Here is a 15,556-nt window from a genome sequence, read left to right as displayed (position 1 = left end):
ATTTAACCATAACCAAAGCTCCTTAACGGGAGCTTTTTCTATTATCTTTGCATGAGAAACCGAAGAACCATGAACATACAAGCTATTACTGAATGTCTCCGCCATATTGAGTTATTTCAGGAAATACCTGAACACGCTCTACAACTATTTGCTAAGTGTGCAGAGCAACAACAATTAAGTGCAGGACAGGCCCTTTTTCACAAAGGAGACAGAGCCGAGACACTATTTATTATTGCTGCCGGTAGCGTACAGCTTTTTGATGATAAAAATGGTTCTGAACAAAGCGTCACCGTATTTTCCCGCTATGAATTCATAGGGGAAAACATACTGATTGCCCCGGAATATAAGCAAGATTTAAGTGCCAGAGCACTCATGAACACGACCGTTTTCCGGTTTGATAAAGAGCAGTTACTTACGCTTTTTAACTCACACGGTGAACTTGCGACAAAAGTGTATGCGACGATCTCACAAATAATCATCCGTCGTATGGAACACGCCAACAACCGCTATGAAAACATTGCTCAACTCTACCGTACGAATGGTCAACGAACAGAGCATGATCTTCTTGGAGACAAAGCGATTCCAGATACTGCTTACTATGGAATTCAGACTCTGAGGGCACTAGAAAACTTTGATATTAGCGGTATCAGCCTTAACTTCTACCCAAGTTTTATTCGAGGCTTGGCCGGAGTAAAAAAAGCAGCCGCGCTAGCAAACCACGAGCTGGATAACCTTTCCGACAGTACCACCCATGCTATTTGTCAGGCTTGCGATGAGATATCTATGGGTATGCTCCATAACCACTTTATCGTCGATATGATTCAAGGTGGTGCGGGTACCTCGACCAACATGAATGCAAATGAAGTGATAGCCAACCGTGCGCTTGAAATATTGGGCCACCAGCGCGGTGAATATCAATTCTGTAGCCCCAATAACCATGTTAACTGCTCACAATCCACCAACGATGCTTATCCCACAGCGATAAAAATCGCCCTTTTGGAAGCAAACGATGAGCTGCTACAAGAGGTAGATAATCTCATTGAGTACATCGATGAAAAAGCAGATGAGTTCTCAGATGTGCTTAAGATGGGCCGAACTCAGCTACAGGATGCGGTACCTATGACACTTGGTCAGAGCTTCCAGGCGTTCGCCACAAGTTTGCGTAATGAAGCTGAGCGTCTGAAAACCTGTAGTGTCCCATTTCTGACAGTAAACCTGGGGGGTACCGCCATCGGCACAGGGCTGAATGCCGAACCCGCTTATCGGGAAAAGGTCATTCCTCATCTTTGTAACATTACTGGCCGTAATATCGTTCTGGCGGACGATCTGATAGAAGCAACCCATGATACAGGCTCTTTGGTCATGTACTCATCAGCATTGAAACAATTGGCTGTGAAGCTTTCGAAGATCTGCAATGACCTCCGCTTACTATCTTCTGGCCCAAGGGCCGGACTCAATGAGATTAACCTACCCGCTATGCAACCTGGCTCTTCTATTATGCCCGGTAAAGTTAACCCGGTAATTCCGGAAGTCGTAAATCAGATCGCTTATAAAGTTATAGGTAATGATTTGACTATTACGATGGCAGCAGAGGCCGGACAGCTAGAGTTAAACGTGATGGAGCCAGTGATGGTTGAAAGCCTCTTCGAATCCATTGAGATCCTTAAAAATGGTATGAATACGCTTGGAGTACGCTGCATACAAGGTATAACAGCAAACAGGGAGGTATGCTCAGCAAACATCAGAAACTCCATTGGTGTTGTTACCGCCCTCAACCCTTACCTCGGTTATGAGGTTTGCACTCGAATTGCAAAAGAAGCTCTTGAGAGTGCAAGCAGCGTTTATGACCTGGTTCTGGAGAAGCGACTCCTAACAAAAGAGCAGTTGGATAGTGCGTTAGCACCTGAAAATATGGTCGGATGAGATAGCTAGTTATAGAGTTTTGGCCCCAAACATATTCTGTTCTGGGGCTAACTTTAGGCGAACGAGGATGGATAATGGATACAGGAGTAGATTTTCGATAAAACAGCAAGGAATACCAATGAAAAGTTTTACAAAAGACTTTACCCAGCAAGAGCCTATCTGCGAAGAAGGCATTGAAAAAGCGGTAGAGATCATGAGAAGTGGTAAGCTTCATCGGTATAACCTTGCCCCGGAAGAGAAAGGAGAAACCGGGCTTCTTGAAGAAGAATTTGCAGCATATATGGGCAAAAAATATTGCCTCGCTTGTGCTTCCTGTGGCAGCGCAATGTATCTTGCAATGAAAAGTGCTGGTGTAAAAGCTGGTGATAAAGTTCTTTGCAATGCTTACACGCTCGCACCCGTCCCTGGAGCGATTGAAAATACTGGAGCAACCATAGAGCTCGTAGAAATAACCGACGAATATACTATCGATTTGGAAGACCTTGAGAAAAAGGCTGCTTCAGGTGTAAGTAAATGGTTCTTGCTCTCTCACATGCGTGGGCACATTGCCGATATGGATCGAATCACAGCTATCTGCAATAAATACGACCTTACTCTAATTGAAGATTGTGCTCACACAATGGGAGCAACATGGGGTAACAAAAAATCAGGGTCTTTTGGAATGTCTGCCTGCTTTAGCACCCAGACATATAAACACATGAACTCTGGAGAAGGTGGATTGTTGGTAACTGACGATGCTGACCTTATCGCTCGAGCCATTATTCATTCTGGATCTTATATGCTCTATGAACGGCACCCTTCGCGTCCTAACCTGGAAACTTTTGAAGACATCAATACGTTGATACCAAACTATTCTAGCCGCATGGACCATCTTAGAGCGGCTATCTTGCGCCCACAATTACGCAATATTGATGAACAGTGCCGACGCTGGAATGAGCGATATAAAATACTGGAACAGGCCATTAACCAGATTGATGGCCTTACTTGCCCTGAGCGTGACCCAAAAGAAGGTTATGTTGGAAGTTCAATACAATTTTCACTCAATGGGCAAAGTGAAGAAACTCTCAAACAGTTTTTAGCTACCTGCTTTGAGCAAGGGGTTGAGTTGAAATGGTTTGGCAATAGCCAACCCGTTGGCTTTACAAGCTCTTATGACAGTTGGGAGTATTTTGAAAATTTACCAGACCTTCCTAATACAAAATGTATTCTTTCAGCAATGTGTGACATGAGAATCCCACTGACTTTTACCTTAGATGACTGCCATCTTCTAGGGGAAATTATAAAAAATGTATCTCAAAGAGTTTTAGTGCCAAGATAGAAAATATGCAGCCAAACCGCATTAATATGCATTTTCATAATTGCCAAATAATGTTGTCTTATGAAAACTTTTGTCCAGAACCTTCCATACCCATCAATACCACTAGATTTGTTTTTATGCAAAAATTACCAGAGAGTATTCAATACGCAATTTACCCTAGTGGCTATCTGAGTTGAAATACACCCTTTAACGCCTTGATCTTTCCATATCCAACAAAGTTCGTTTGCGTTCTAAACCCCAACGGTAGCCACCTAAAGAGCCGTCGCTTCGCAATACTCTGTGGCAAGGGATAAGAATACCAACTGGGTTTTTTCCACAAGCGGTTCCTACAGCGCGAACCGCTTTCGGATTATCAATATGTTCTGCAACCTCGCCATAACTCATCACGTCGCCTTCTTTGATGCTTAAGAGAAATTGCCATATTTTAATTTGGAATGCCGTACCCCTGATATCAAGTGGCACATCGGGTCTGGGAGCACCCTGACTAATATGGCTATCTAAAGCCACCATCCAGTTATCCAACTCTGGTGTGTCTTGTGCCACAGAAAGCTCAAATTGAGCATTAGGAAATTCATCAGACAACAGGCTTAGCAGAGAATCTTTGTCGTCACCGAACTGTACTGAGCATACCCCTTTATCTGTCGCAGCCATTATCATGTACCCAAGCACGGTCTCTCGACACGCATAATGAATAATTTCACCTTTTCCTCCAGCCCTATACACTTTCGGTGTCATGCCTATATTTCGGGTTGCCTCACCATATACTCGACTTATTGAACCATAGCCTGATGAATAAATAGCATCGGTCACACCTTCTCCTTCTTTTAACGAACGTTTAAACTTTCGCATGCGTACTGCATCTTGATAATGCTTGGGTGAAACACCAAACATTTCTTTAAAAATACGTTGTAATCGGGAAGGTGAAAGACCTGCAATATCACCTAATTGAGTAAGTGTTATTTTATCTTCGGCATAACGCTCTATATAACGAGCGACTTCAATGAGCTTAAGAATTCGAGCGCCCTGTCCCGCTGGATTGCAACGCTTGCAAGGACGAAACCCTGCTTGCATTGCTGATTCGGTATCAAAGAAGAATCTCAGATTTTCTGGATTTGCGGCTTTGGTTGAACAGGAAGGCGTACATAATACGCCAGTGGTAATAACGCCGTAGTAAAACTTTCCGTCGAAAGAGCTATCTCTCTGCGCTACCGCATTTTTCATTTCATTTTCAGATAACTTTGGCATAGCTGCGCTCACTGTCTAACAGGTTTCATTACCATCTCATCACATCAAGCTAGATGATTCCATCTGATTCTTGCTGATTAATTAGCGATTGTAGATCCATCCTCTGTTTTTAATGTGGCGCAATTTTCGGATGTTTTAAGGTTAACCCAGTAGCTAGTATGCAGTTAACGATGAATAACACTGATTATCTCAACTATGAAATCGACCATTAAGCACTCTATGAACTCAAAAGTATGGGCTATGCTCATTTTGCTCTCCATCTTATGGGGTGGATCTTTCTTCTTTGTAGGCGTAGCGGTCAATGACCTTCCTCCATTAACCATAGTGACACTTAGAGTAGGAATTGCAGCATTTACACTATGGGGGATAGCTATGATGATTAGCTTGCGCCCTCCAAAAAGCTTGAAAGTCTGGGCTTCATTCTTAGGGATGGGTTTACTGAATAATGTTATCCCCTTTGCTTTAATTGTATGGGGGCAAACACAGATTGCATCAGGCTTGGCCTCAATTCTAAATTCTGCCACACCGATATTTACCGTAGTGGTGGCAGGTATTCTTCTGCCTGATGAACGCCCAACACCGTTAAAACTAATCGGCGTTGTCCTCGGTTTTGTGGGTGTGGCGGTAATGATAGGTGTGCCTGCGTTAGGTAACGAAAGTAATTTGTTGGCGCAATTCGCCATTGTTGGTGCAGCCATATCTTACGCATTTGCTGGGGTATATGGACGCAGATTCAAATCACTGGGAGTTAACCCTGTAATTACTGCAGCGGGGCAGGTAACGGCTTCAACACTCATATTATTACCTATTGCATTATTTGTAGATGGTAGTATCGATGCGGACAATACAAGCATGAACACATGGATGGCTATAGTCGGATTGGCAGTTGCGTCCACGGCGATAGCGTATGTTCTATATTTCAGGATTCTTGAGCTGGCAGGCGCAACAAATGTATTGCTGGTAACACTACTTGTGCCAATCTCTGCTGTTCTGCTCGGCTCATTATTCCTGAATGAATCTCTGGAAATGATTCATATATTGGGCATAGTGTTAATAGCGTTCGGGTTATCCGCTATCGATGGCCGCTTATGGCATCGAACGAAATCAGCCCTTGCCAAATCAATGACAAATTAGGATACATATGGATCATCAGACCGTGCTTCAAGGCATGCAGCAACTTAGTCATTTAGACCGAGATGTAAAAGAAGCGTTTACCGAACTAGGAATGCCAGAAGTACGTGTACGCCCGAGTGGTTTTGAGACTTTTTTATTTACAATAATCAGTCAACAATTATCCACCAAAGCTGCTACGACAATAATGGGGCGGGCTCTTGGCTTAATGGAAGAAACCACCCCCGATCAGTTTATGAAAATACCCGCTCAAAGTCTCCGCGATGCGGGCTTATCTTTCCGCAAGATAGAGTATACTCAAGGATTAGCGGAAGCCGTTCTCGATGGAACCTTTAATATTGATGGCTTGGAGAACTTCAGCGATGAAGATGCCATAAAGGAAATCATCAAGCTCAGAGGGCTTGGTCGTTGGAGTGCTGAAATATACCTGATGTTTTCATTAGGTCGAATGGATGTATTTCCTGCCGATGACTTAGGGCTACTTGTCGGATTACAGCTAATGAAAGGGCTTGATAGCAGGCCAACACCAAAGCAGGCACGTGAAATGGTCAAACATTGGACTCCTTGGAGAAGTATCGGTGCATTATTCTTATGGCACTATTATCACCATCATATCTCCACTCTAAACTAAATCATGAAGAGTCGCGAACTTGCATAAATATGCATCTTAAAACACAGAGGTGAAAGCGAAATTTGCAAACTTCTGGGAGAAACCTTGCACCGCACCTTAGCTTACGTTCGTACAGATAGTACCGATAAATCAGGGACAGAAGTTATCGGTAAAAAATAAAGTAAACACGTAAAGGAGCATTTTCGTGTTTCATGCCCCTCAACAAACCTCTGGACAAGAACGATTTAGACCTATAGATCTAAACCGTTTATACAAGATTAGAAATAGTATATTGAAACCTTAAATGCTTGTATGGGAAATGCCTTGTGTAACTCTGAAATTACTGTAGCTTAAAAGCTCATTTGTTTCGTCATTTATAGCTATAAAGATGACTTAGCTCTGCTAATTTATCTAGGACATACATGACTACTTCATTACGCATACGCTATCAAACCATCGAAATTGGTAACAACGATATACATTTATGTACTCTACGTGATAAACAACAATTCTCAGACCCAAAAAACACAGCGCTTAATTTAGGTATTTCATCTGCTACATGGCCAATTTTTGGTGTTATTTGGCCCTCAAGTATTGTTCTAGCCCACCACATGCTAGATTTTGATACAAAAGAAAAACGTATTTTAGAAATCGGCTGCGGAATGGCTCTTACAAGCCTTTTGTTAAATGAAAGACAGGCTGATATTACAGCCACCGATTACCACCCAGAAGTTAAAATATTTCTAGACCGAAACATACAACTCAACAGTGGGAGAAATATTGCGTTTGAACGTGTTGATTGGGCCGATGATACAAGCGAACTGGGCTTATTTGATTTGATCATTGGCAGTGATTTGTTATATGAAGACTTGCATGTTCCATTGCTAGCTAAATTCATACAGAAGCACACCCAGCCCAAAAGTGAAATTATTATCGTTGATCCTGGGAGAGGTAGAAAAAACAAACTTAGCTCAAAAATGACTGAACTAGGTTTTAGAAGTGATCATATTAAACCAGAGAATACCTATTATTTAGAAAAAAGTTTCAAGGGACATATTTTAAGATATTATCGTGACCCAAAAAGCATTTAATGCTTTATAGACAGATTTATTCTGTATTTGCATTCCGTCTATATTGCTTTCATTCATTATGGAACTCAATTGGTATCAACCTGTTATGTGAATCGAAAAAGGGTTTTGGGGTGGGACTATGGAAAGTTTCCGTCTAAGTGCCCAAAGTACGAATTAAATTAATTGGGCCTACTGTAATGCTCGCCAGACGGTAAATTCGTCGGTGCTAATAAAGTTTGGGGCAAAGATGAGTTTGCTACCAATCATGGTTCAACTTATTTTTGGACAAAAATGCGTTTGTTATCGATGCCATTTAGCTAACCTTTGGACAAAAACAAAAGCTTGTTCGCTGCTTCGGTGAGGGCGTTCATATTTATCATTCTGATAACTTTTTTGAGCTTAAAAGACGATAGTTGGTAACTCTATGTGCAGCTTGTTAAAGCTCATGCACAACAAATTTTGGTGTTTATAAATTAATTGCTCTCGATATCAACCAATTATAATTTGCTTAAGAGGTCATCTTGATAGATTTAGAAACCTCTCTGATGTACCCCAATATAACTTGAACAGCTTCGTTTGACGTACTTGTCTCTGGAGACATCATTCTTAATGAGCAACCTAAGAAAGGTGTCATTGGTTGTCGCATCACCTGCTTATTCCAATCATTAGGAAAAGCTAGCCCAGGGACAAGCGATACTCCGTAGCCTGAAGAGACAATAGAAAACAAGGCGCCGATATCAGACACCGTTGCTTTGACGTTGAGTTCTTGATTTGACTGCTCAAATATTTGTTGTATAAAAGGCTCACAGCCAGATGAAGACATGACAAAGCCTTTGTCGCATAGATCAGATAATGCTAGGTTTGTGCTTGAAGATTGCCCTCGTTCTTGAATAAGATAAAACTGATCTTCAATTAGTAACTCACTACTTTTGGCTTGCAGATTGTAGGCTATGCCAATATCAGCAATCCCACTTTTAACCCACTGCTCAACTTCCTGATCTGTCCCTATTAAGAGCTTAACTTCAATATTTGGATAATTTCGACGTGTGTGAAGCAAAACTTCTGGAAGAATAACTCGAGAGACACTATTCACTGTTGCTACTTGAATCGTGCCCGAAACAACGGTCGTCGCTAACTGTAAAATATCATTGATGGCCGCAAGAGCCACATTCGCCGATTCACTCGCACTCTTGCCTGCCGCTGTTAAGGTAACACCCCGAGCTTCCCTTATCAGAATCTGTGTATCTAGAGTACTTTCTAAAGTCTTTACAGTATGACTGATGGCAGATTGAGTAACATGCAGTTGCTCGGCAGTGCGACTAACGCTTCCTGTATCTCTAAGTGACACCAGAACTTTAAGCATTTTTATATTGATATTATATTTTTTCATATGTACATATATTATTAATCATTTTACTCATGTCAAGCCAATCCCGTATTCTCTAAGTTAAAACGTATTGACTTAATTTGAGGCTTATTATTATGACGTCGGCTATTCACTCTATGAACACAAAAGTATGGGGTATGCTCATTTTACTCTCCATATTATGGGGCGGCTCTTTCTTCTTTGTTGGCGTAGCGGTCTATGACCTTCCTCCATTAACCATAGTGACACTTAGAGTAGGAATTGCGGCGTTTACACTATGGGGGATAGCTTTGATGCTTGGCTTACGCCCGCCAAAAAGTATAAAAGTTTGGGGGCATTCTTAGGGATGGGATTGCTGAACAACGTTATCCCTTTTGTTCTGATTGTATGGGGGCAAACGCTGATTGCATCAGGCCTGGCCTCGATTCTGAATGCCGCAACACCGATATTCACCATAGTCGTAGCAGGAATTCTACTGCCTGATGAGCGGCCAACCCCGTTAAAACTAATCGGTGTTGCTCTCGGCTTCGTGGGTGTAGCGGTAATGATAGGCGTACCCACGTTAGGTAGTGATAGTAATTTGTTGGCACAACTTGCCATTGTTGGCGCAGCCATATCTTATGCATTTGCGGGAGTATATGGACGTAGATTCAAATCATTGGGGGTAAACCCTGTAATTACGGCGGCAGGACAGGTAACAGCTTCAACGCTTATTTTGTTACCGATTTCGTTATTTGTTGACGGTACTATCGATGTGAGCGAGGTACACATGAGCACATGGATAGCTATACTAGGACTTGCAGTTGCGTCCACTGCGATAGCGTATGTTCTTTATTTCAAAATTCTTGAACTTGCAGGCGCAACAAACGTATTGCTGGTCACATTACTCGTACCAGTGTCTGCTGTTCTTCTTGGCTGGCTATTTCTTAACGAATCTCTCGAACTCATTCATGTTTTGGGAATCGCATTAATCGCATTAGGATTGTCTGCAATTGACGGCCGCCTGTGGCATCGTTTGAAATATACCTTGTCCTAATAAGTGACATACTATGAACAGAAGTCTTAATAGTAACCAAATCAGTCACAGCAGACATAGTTTAATCTGGCAATTAATCAACTAAGCACATATCGACTCATTATAAATGACATGTTCAAAGACAGATTGATGAAACCAGGATGAATATTCACTCTATACACAATGGGGCATTTTTGATTTTCAATATGTCACTGTACCAGAGTATTAAACGCCTAACTTTTCAGTTAGTTCTATAAATGATGTTTCGATATTCTTACCTGACGTGTCGATTTTAATAACTTCAGTTTTCCATTCCTCATAGTGACGGTTCTCTACTTGTTGCCAATCAGGTAGCTTTAGGTTTTCTACTTCACTTTGTCGAGCGTTGACCCTTCTTTCATGCTCATCACTATCAGAGCAACTAACTTCAATATTGACGAACCTAGTACCAACACTTTCCGCGACCTCTTGCCACTCGTTTCTCGTTAGCTCAATAGGGTTACAAGAGTCAGAAATGCAGCTAATACCAAGCTCTAAATTATCTTTAATAATTCGGTAACTTAAACGATAACCTTCCCCATCAACTTTGAAGCAACAAAGATCTCTAAGCCCCTGCTCTACAGTATCAATGCGAACGTACATCGCCCCCGTTTTCTCTGCTAACAACTTCGCCAGTGTCGATTTTCCTGTAGCTGGAAGACCCGAAAATATGTATAAAATAGATTGATTCAATTGATTTTTGCCTTTTGCATAAATTTCTTTCTGTACCGCTATTCTCTGCATTTTACGTCCAGATAATTTTAGATTCTATACAACACCCCAATTAATAACCAACAAGTAGCATTCCAGTCTAGATATCGGACTATTCAGTAAACCATAATTTCTAGGGATGCTAAAATCGGATAACATTTGATATGGGGAATGTACATTAACAGAATGTGAATGAGTAGAAGAGCTAACTGGAAAAGGGGCACTTTCGAGCTAGAAAGTGCTACGAGTAAAAAATAAACCTGAGAAGCTTTGGGACAAAAACTTATTAGCAAATTCGTTCATACCGCTCACCACAGGAGATTTGGACACCAACAAAAGCACGTTAGAGCAATCAATTTAAAGCGATCCATTCAGATGAAAAAATTCCTTAGTTGTATGTTACCTGCGTAGTTCGACTATGAATACCTTTGCCTTTTTCGGGCTTGTTAACCGCACAAACTCTATATGCCTATACTTAGGATCATTCAGCAATTCTGTGTAGCGAACACGATTTTTTTTATACGTTTTCAATGTCCAGAGTATAATCGAGTCTTTGCTAAGAAACGACTTTTTGAACGATTCAATATTACCTGTTTTACCCCATAATTCTTGCTTAGTCACTATACGGATTAACGCCCTCTTCACAGCTTGGAATATAGTTCTTGAAAAAGAATAATCCATCCAAATAATGGTATCGACTCTGGCCCATTTGATTTCGGCTGTTCGGTTATAGTTGCCATCAAGTACCCAATGTTCACCATTTAGTTTATCAGTTAGGTTTGCAAAGAACTCTTCATCTGAAGATTCCCGCCAATTAGGGTTCCAGAATATGGCATCCATTTCCAAATAGGGATAGTTGAGCTTATTTGCAAGCATAGAACTGAAAGTGCTTTTGCCACTTCCGCTAGTGCCTATTACATTGATTCTTTTCATCGCAAAACCTGATTTTTAGTCCTACTACATAGATCCTAATTATGAGTATTACTCAAATGGTGTGATATTTATGCCTTCAATTTCGCAAACCGCTTTCACCACTGGATTTTCGGGCATTCGCTTTAGGTAACTTGTCAAATTTGTTAACTTTCAATAGCGATTTCTGTATTGTCCTCGACCGCTAAGCCTCAAAATGACAGACAGAGTATCAAATGATTGTTAGAAGTTATCTCCGCTATGTAAATACAGCATTATAGCTTCTCGTTTTGGTCATGTTCTATCTAGTCTGTCACTCGGAAATCGCTGTTGGTTATTTCTGTTTAGGACGAAAAGGCTTTATAACCTCTTCGTTACATTCCAAGTAAGGCCCTTCCATCAGGTCGATACAATAGGGGATCGCAGGGAATACCGCATCCAAACATTCTCGGATGGACTTCGGCTTTCCTGGCAGGTTTACAATTAGAGTATCATTACGAAGACCAGCAGTCTGGCGTGACAAAATAGCGGTTGGAACAAATTTCAGCGATTCAGCACGCATGAGTTCACCAAAACCAGGCATCATACGATCACAAATGGCTTCTGTTGCTTCAGGGGTCACATCGCGCTTTGCTGGCCCAGTTCCACCCGTTGTAACAATCAGGCTACAATCTTGTTTATCCGCCATTTTTATCAATGTGGCTTCGATAATATCCTGTTCGTCAGGGATCACTTCGTAGACAGGTTCCCACTCAGAAATCAAATATTCATTCAGAGTTTCAATAATTGACTTACCAGAAATGTCTTCATATACACCAGCGCTTGCTCGGTCGCTTACCGTAACAATACCGATTTTAGCCTTTGTCATTTGTTACCCTTTGCCTAATTTCATATTGAAGGGCAAGTGTAAAGAATTAAGTAGAGAGGATAAACCTTATAAGAAAAAAATCAGGCCACCATGAGAGGTGAGTACCAACCGTTGGACCGAAGATGAGTAACCGAGGATTCGATCATACATAAACGATTAATACTTAGACAACAGCGAGGCTACTATAGCGGCAACTTAAGCAAGTTCATCGCTTATTCAACAGTTTAATAAGACGCAAACACTATAGGAATCGAATTATGACCAATAACACAGCCCCTCAGCTACCAGAATTTGAAATCAAAGATTATTCCAATATTCCACAGCGTAAAAAGTTTTATCCAGCGTCAGAAAAAGCCGTCAGTATTGTCTGCTATTGTAAGAGTTAACTCTGAGTTTTAGTGACTTTCTGGGTTAGTAACTAGTAGTTGAATCCACATTGTTTGACAGTTCTCTTTGGCATTGAGCCTGACGATGCGCACACGACCTACCCATTTTTCTTCCTATTTAGCCGCACATACATCTGAACCAGCTTCTAACGCTTTTTTATAAATCCAATTCTTAAAACAACTGTGTAAACCAACGATCTAAAGCCTCGGTATTACTATCTGTTCCGTTAACCTTAACCAACCCTTGCGCCTTCGCTTGTTGCCAAGACAGAGTGTTGGTAGCCAATGCATCCAGTACATCTAATTCAGTTATCACCAAAATATCATTGATGGTCAATAATGATTCACGACCTGAAACCGTAACTGTTTTACGTGTTTCAACCTCACTATAGTGACCTTTAATTGGCTCGAAAATACTGAAATTGACCTTAGCCGGGTAAGGTTTACTGACCGCTCCCTTAAAGGCAAAGAGTTGAAAGTGTTGAGGCTTTTTAATGTTACCTAAAGCATTGGATTGCCGTACTTCAATAATATTAGCAAAAACATCTAAAGAGCCCGGCTCAGTAACAAAATTAAACCCTGTAGCTTGGTGTAAACCACATGCATAGATTGTTGAAGAAGCGAACATAAATAAAAGCATCAAACATTTTAGTTTCACCACTATCACCTCAATTAATAGTCTAAATAGACGAAATAAAAATTTGATCAACTTAGAAGAAAGAAACTCGACATTAAAGGCCTCTCTGGCCCTCAATATCGAGTTAGATTAAGAACTAGCGAACGATGAGCATAATCTGTTCAGGTGTCATTGGTTTATCGAAGTAGCTCATAAACTGACCGAACGTTTTGATGTCACCATTAGAAAATTTGAAACTACCCTCTACTAAGCTTTTACCAATCACTTGTTGAGCATTTTCTCCTGACATTAAGATTTGGTTCAGCACTGCACGATTTGTATTGATTTGAATGTCAGCGCCTGCTAGCGCGGTTTCGTGCAACTGTGCAATCCCGTTACGGATTTCGATCGTGAACGATTCATTTGTATCTACAAAGTTGTACGTTAAGGCCATGTTCACATCTATTGTGTTCTCTGCGATTAGCGTCGAAGTCATCATGTCGAATATTTGTTTACTTGGTAAAGCGGTTAAAACGTCAACAGAAGCGAAACTGATCATATTAGAAAAATCTCGGGTATCCTCTAACTCTGCCGCTGCATTTAATGCCCAGTTACGCCAGTTAATGTTTACTTGATCTGCTGCCCATTCTTTGTAGGCTAATGCTTTAAGCTTACGGGCTTCCATGTCATCTTTATTTTCCGTAATAGGATAGGAAAGAATCTCAGCTGCAAACGTAAAGTTTTTTGCATTGATTGCGGCTTGAGCAGTTTTAATGATGTTGTCTCGTCCCCCCATTATTTCAATAAACGCTTTAGCGCGTTGCTCATACGCCATTGGTTCTAATTGCCACGGATCAGCTTCGAAGAAGCCATTGTAGCCCACGTATATTTGACGAACTGCGTGTGCAACCGTACCGTAGTGTTCGCCTAACCAAGGGTGCGCGGCAAGGTGTTTCGGAAGCTTAACTACTTCAACTAACTCGTCTGGTGTCATACCTTTATTCATATAACGTATAGTTTGATCATGTGTGTATTGGATCGCATCACGGTAAGCAGTTAGTACATCTGAAACAGCTTCTTTGCCTTCAACTGGGCGACCATGAGAGTTAATCATAACTTCAGTGTCGAATTGACGCATAATATCGATGCCCTTGAACCACATGCTTGGGTCGCGAAATTTTGTGCCACGGATGGTGTGAAGGTTTGGAAAATTCTCACCTTGAAGCACTTCTGCCGCATGCAGGATTTTCTGGTCTGGAAGATAAACCACTACTTCATCTTTCGTTTCAGATGGCACGTTTACAATTTCTAGTTTTACACCAGCAATAGTAATATCTAAACGATCTTTTAAAATGACATTTGGCTCAATGAAAGATATATCCCCTTGCATAAAGCGTGGGCCTAGACCGTCGTTAACTGTGCCGTGCTCACCCTCTTCAACGTGTTTAGCGCCGGTGTAAGAAGTGCGTTGACCAAACAGAGTACCTAGGTTAGAAGACCAGTTTGCGACCGCTTCTGTTAAGCCTTCTTGAGCAATGATCTTCACCTTACCAGATGCAACTTCTGCATCGGTTGTCCAAGCCCGTACCCCTGAGATGTGGTCGATATGGTTGTGAGAGTAGATAATCGCTTTCACTGGTTTATCAGTGATTTTACGAAATTGTTCTTTAGCTACTTCAGCCATTTGAACAGACTCACCAGGATCGACAATGATGATACCATCATCACCTTCAATCATTACTGGAGTATCAAGTCCAAAACCGTAGGCAAGGTAAATGTTATGATCTACTTTGATTACCGCTTGGTCCATTTTTCGTCCATGCTTGGTTAAGGCTGGGTGTACGTGATCAGACTCTTTTGTATACGCTAATGTATCACCTGTTCTCGAAAGAATTTTGATACGTTCCCCTTTACCCCAGAATAGATTTGATTCATTTTCAAAAAGTACCTTGCCTTGGTAGCGAGCATCGATATCAATATTCTGGTATTGAGAAGCAGATGCTGTTTGGAGTTCTTGACCTACTTTGGATGTTGCTTCGGTGATGGGAGTAGCTAGTGCAGAAAAACCAGAGGTAATTAAGGTACTAACCATTACAACCGGCAGAACCATTTTATTAAACATATGTGTCATGGTAACGACCCTATATTATGTATCAAACAATCATTCATTAGCGTCAATATTAGGCGTCTGATTCATTGTGATCTATAAACTAAAACGGTTTCAATATATCGTTATTACGATAGGTTATGGATTTCTAAGATATCACTGCTACTATGTCACCACAGTTTCAATACCTAAATTGAACACCAATTTGACTATTGAAATAGGCCTAAATAAAGAGCAATAAC

Annotated in this window: 15 protein-coding genes and 1 pseudogene; 9 read left to right on the top strand and 7 right to left on the bottom strand. The window is 41.2% G+C overall.

The window, feature by feature from the left end:
- Positions 1–51: 51 nt before the first annotated feature.
- The 3 genes and pseudogenes from PGX00_RS21030 to PGX00_RS21020 form a co-directional block, all read left to right on the top strand.
- A pseudogene (locus PGX00_RS21030) lies at positions 52–420 on the top strand (cyclic nucleotide-binding domain-containing protein); the annotation flags it as partial.
- A 66-nt stretch (positions 421–486) separates the two neighbouring features.
- Entirely contained in the window at positions 487–1,923 is a 1,437-nt protein-coding gene (gene aspA, locus PGX00_RS21025) for an aspartate ammonia-lyase (RefSeq protein ID WP_272140959.1), read from the top strand.
- A 118-nt stretch (positions 1,924–2,041) separates the two neighbouring features.
- Positions 2,042–3,241, top strand: coding sequence for a DegT/DnrJ/EryC1/StrS family aminotransferase (locus tag PGX00_RS21020; protein ID WP_272140242.1), 1,200 nt, complete (start codon positions 2,042–2,044; stop codon positions 3,239–3,241).
- Between the two features lie 186 nt (positions 3,242–3,427).
- On the opposite strand, the gene PGX00_RS21015 is transcribed toward PGX00_RS21020, so the two are convergent.
- Complete coding sequence (locus tag PGX00_RS21015; RefSeq protein WP_272140240.1) at positions 3,428–4,486, bottom strand: bifunctional transcriptional activator/DNA repair enzyme AdaA; 1,059 nt, start codon at positions 4,484–4,486, stop codon at positions 3,428–3,430.
- A gap of 195 nt (positions 4,487–4,681) precedes the next feature.
- On the opposite strand from PGX00_RS21015, the gene PGX00_RS21010 reads away from it, so the two are divergent.
- The 3 genes from PGX00_RS21010 (at position 4,682) to PGX00_RS21000 (ending at position 7,318) form a co-directional block, all read left to right on the top strand.
- Positions 4,682–5,620: a DMT family transporter gene (locus tag PGX00_RS21010; RefSeq protein ID WP_272140238.1), complete on the top strand. Its 939-nt coding sequence runs from the start codon at positions 4,682–4,684 to the stop codon at positions 5,618–5,620.
- A 7-nt stretch (positions 5,621–5,627) separates the two neighbouring features.
- Positions 5,628–6,248 carry a DNA-3-methyladenine glycosylase family protein gene (locus PGX00_RS21005; RefSeq protein ID WP_272140236.1) on the top strand — a complete coding sequence of 207 codons (621 nt, stop codon included), beginning with the start codon at positions 5,628–5,630 and terminating at the stop codon, positions 6,246–6,248.
- A gap of 401 nt (positions 6,249–6,649) precedes the next feature.
- On the top strand, positions 6,650–7,318 hold the full coding sequence (locus tag PGX00_RS21000; protein WP_272140233.1) for a class I SAM-dependent methyltransferase: 669 nt from the start codon (positions 6,650–6,652) through the stop codon (positions 7,316–7,318).
- A 487-nt stretch (positions 7,319–7,805) separates the two neighbouring features.
- Here the strand turns inward: PGX00_RS21000 and PGX00_RS20995 are convergent, their stop codons facing one another.
- Entirely contained in the window at positions 7,806–8,687 is an 882-nt protein-coding gene (locus PGX00_RS20995) for a LysR family transcriptional regulator (RefSeq protein WP_272140231.1), read from the bottom strand.
- A 92-nt stretch (positions 8,688–8,779) separates the two neighbouring features.
- On the opposite strand from PGX00_RS20995, the gene PGX00_RS20990 reads away from it, so the two are divergent.
- Positions 8,780–9,007: a hypothetical protein gene (locus PGX00_RS20990; protein ID WP_272140229.1), complete on the top strand. Its 228-nt coding sequence runs from the start codon at positions 8,780–8,782 to the stop codon at positions 9,005–9,007.
- 8 nt (positions 9,008–9,015) lie between these two features.
- The gene (locus PGX00_RS20985) at positions 9,016–9,699 is read left to right on the top strand and encodes a DMT family transporter (RefSeq protein WP_272140227.1); all 684 of its coding nucleotides are present in this window, start codon (positions 9,016–9,018) and stop codon (positions 9,697–9,699) included.
- Positions 9,700–9,903: 204 nt separating this feature from the next.
- Here the strand turns inward: PGX00_RS20985 and PGX00_RS20980 are convergent, their stop codons facing one another.
- The 3 genes from PGX00_RS20980 to mog all read right to left on the bottom strand — a co-directional run bounded on the left by PGX00_RS20980 (position 9,904) and on the right by mog (position 12,205).
- Positions 9,904–10,410, bottom strand: coding sequence for an AAA family ATPase (locus PGX00_RS20980; protein WP_272140956.1), 507 nt, complete (start codon positions 10,408–10,410; stop codon positions 9,904–9,906).
- A gap of 417 nt (positions 10,411–10,827) precedes the next feature.
- A complete protein-coding gene (locus tag PGX00_RS20975) occupies positions 10,828–11,361 on the bottom strand; it encodes a P-loop NTPase family protein (RefSeq protein ID WP_272140225.1) in 534 nt (177 codons plus the stop codon).
- A 310-nt stretch (positions 11,362–11,671) separates the two neighbouring features.
- Complete coding sequence (gene mog / locus PGX00_RS20970) at positions 11,672–12,205, bottom strand: molybdopterin adenylyltransferase (protein WP_272140223.1); 534 nt, start codon at positions 12,203–12,205, stop codon at positions 11,672–11,674.
- A 257-nt stretch (positions 12,206–12,462) separates the two neighbouring features.
- Between mog and PGX00_RS20965 the strand changes: the two genes are divergently transcribed.
- Complete coding sequence (locus PGX00_RS20965; protein ID WP_272140221.1) at positions 12,463–12,591, top strand: hypothetical protein; 129 nt, start codon at positions 12,463–12,465, stop codon at positions 12,589–12,591.
- A gap of 172 nt (positions 12,592–12,763) precedes the next feature.
- Here PGX00_RS20965 and PGX00_RS20960 read toward each other — a convergent pair whose 3' ends face one another.
- Together PGX00_RS20960 and PGX00_RS20955 are read right to left on the bottom strand one after the other, a co-directional pair.
- Positions 12,764–13,231 (bottom strand): hypothetical protein, encoded by a 468-nt coding sequence (locus PGX00_RS20960; RefSeq protein WP_272140954.1) that lies wholly within the window; start codon positions 13,229–13,231, stop codon positions 12,764–12,766.
- A gap of 133 nt (positions 13,232–13,364) precedes the next feature.
- The gene (locus tag PGX00_RS20955) at positions 13,365–15,338 is read right to left on the bottom strand and encodes an alkyl sulfatase dimerization domain-containing protein (RefSeq protein ID WP_272140218.1); all 1,974 of its coding nucleotides are present in this window, start codon (positions 15,336–15,338) and stop codon (positions 13,365–13,367) included.
- Positions 15,339–15,556: the final 218 nt, after the last annotated feature.

It is taken from the genome of Vibrio algarum (assembly GCF_028204155.1).
Lineage (GTDB): Bacteria > Pseudomonadota > Gammaproteobacteria > Enterobacterales > Vibrionaceae > Vibrio > Vibrio algarum.
This window is presented reverse-complemented; position numbering and strand designations above follow the sequence as displayed.

Bases quoted from the DNA above. Each gene is read 5' to 3' on its own strand.
- aspA (WP_272140959.1), top strand. From the start codon at position 487: ATGGAACACGCCAACAACCGCTATGAAAACATTGCTCAACTCTACCGT.
- PGX00_RS21020 (WP_272140242.1), top strand. From the start codon at position 2,042: ATGAAAAGTTTTACAAAAGACTTTACCCAGCAAGAGCCTATCTGCGAA.
- PGX00_RS21015 (WP_272140240.1), bottom strand. From the start codon at position 4,486: ATGCCAAAGTTATCTGAAAATGAAATGAAAAATGCGGTAGCGCAGAGA.
- PGX00_RS21010 (WP_272140238.1), top strand. From the start codon at position 4,682: ATGAAATCGACCATTAAGCACTCTATGAACTCAAAAGTATGGGCTATG.
- PGX00_RS21005 (WP_272140236.1), top strand. From the start codon at position 5,628: ATGGATCATCAGACCGTGCTTCAAGGCATGCAGCAACTTAGTCATTTA.
- PGX00_RS21000 (WP_272140233.1), top strand. From the start codon at position 6,650: ATGACTACTTCATTACGCATACGCTATCAAACCATCGAAATTGGTAAC.
- PGX00_RS20995 (WP_272140231.1), bottom strand. From the start codon at position 8,687: ATGAAAAAATATAATATCAATATAAAAATGCTTAAAGTTCTGGTGTCA.
- PGX00_RS20990 (WP_272140229.1), top strand. From the start codon at position 8,780: ATGACGTCGGCTATTCACTCTATGAACACAAAAGTATGGGGTATGCTC.
- PGX00_RS20975 (WP_272140225.1), bottom strand. From the start codon at position 11,361: ATGAAAAGAATCAATGTAATAGGCACTAGCGGAAGTGGCAAAAGCACT.
- mog (WP_272140223.1), bottom strand. From the start codon at position 12,205: ATGACAAAGGCTAAAATCGGTATTGTTACGGTAAGCGACCGAGCAAGC.
- PGX00_RS20965 (WP_272140221.1), top strand. From the start codon at position 12,463: ATGACCAATAACACAGCCCCTCAGCTACCAGAATTTGAAATCAAAGAT.
- PGX00_RS20960 (WP_272140954.1), bottom strand. From the start codon at position 13,231: ATGCTTTTATTTATGTTCGCTTCTTCAACAATCTATGCATGTGGTTTA.
- PGX00_RS20955 (WP_272140218.1), bottom strand. From the start codon at position 15,338: ATGACACATATGTTTAATAAAATGGTTCTGCCGGTTGTAATGGTTAGT.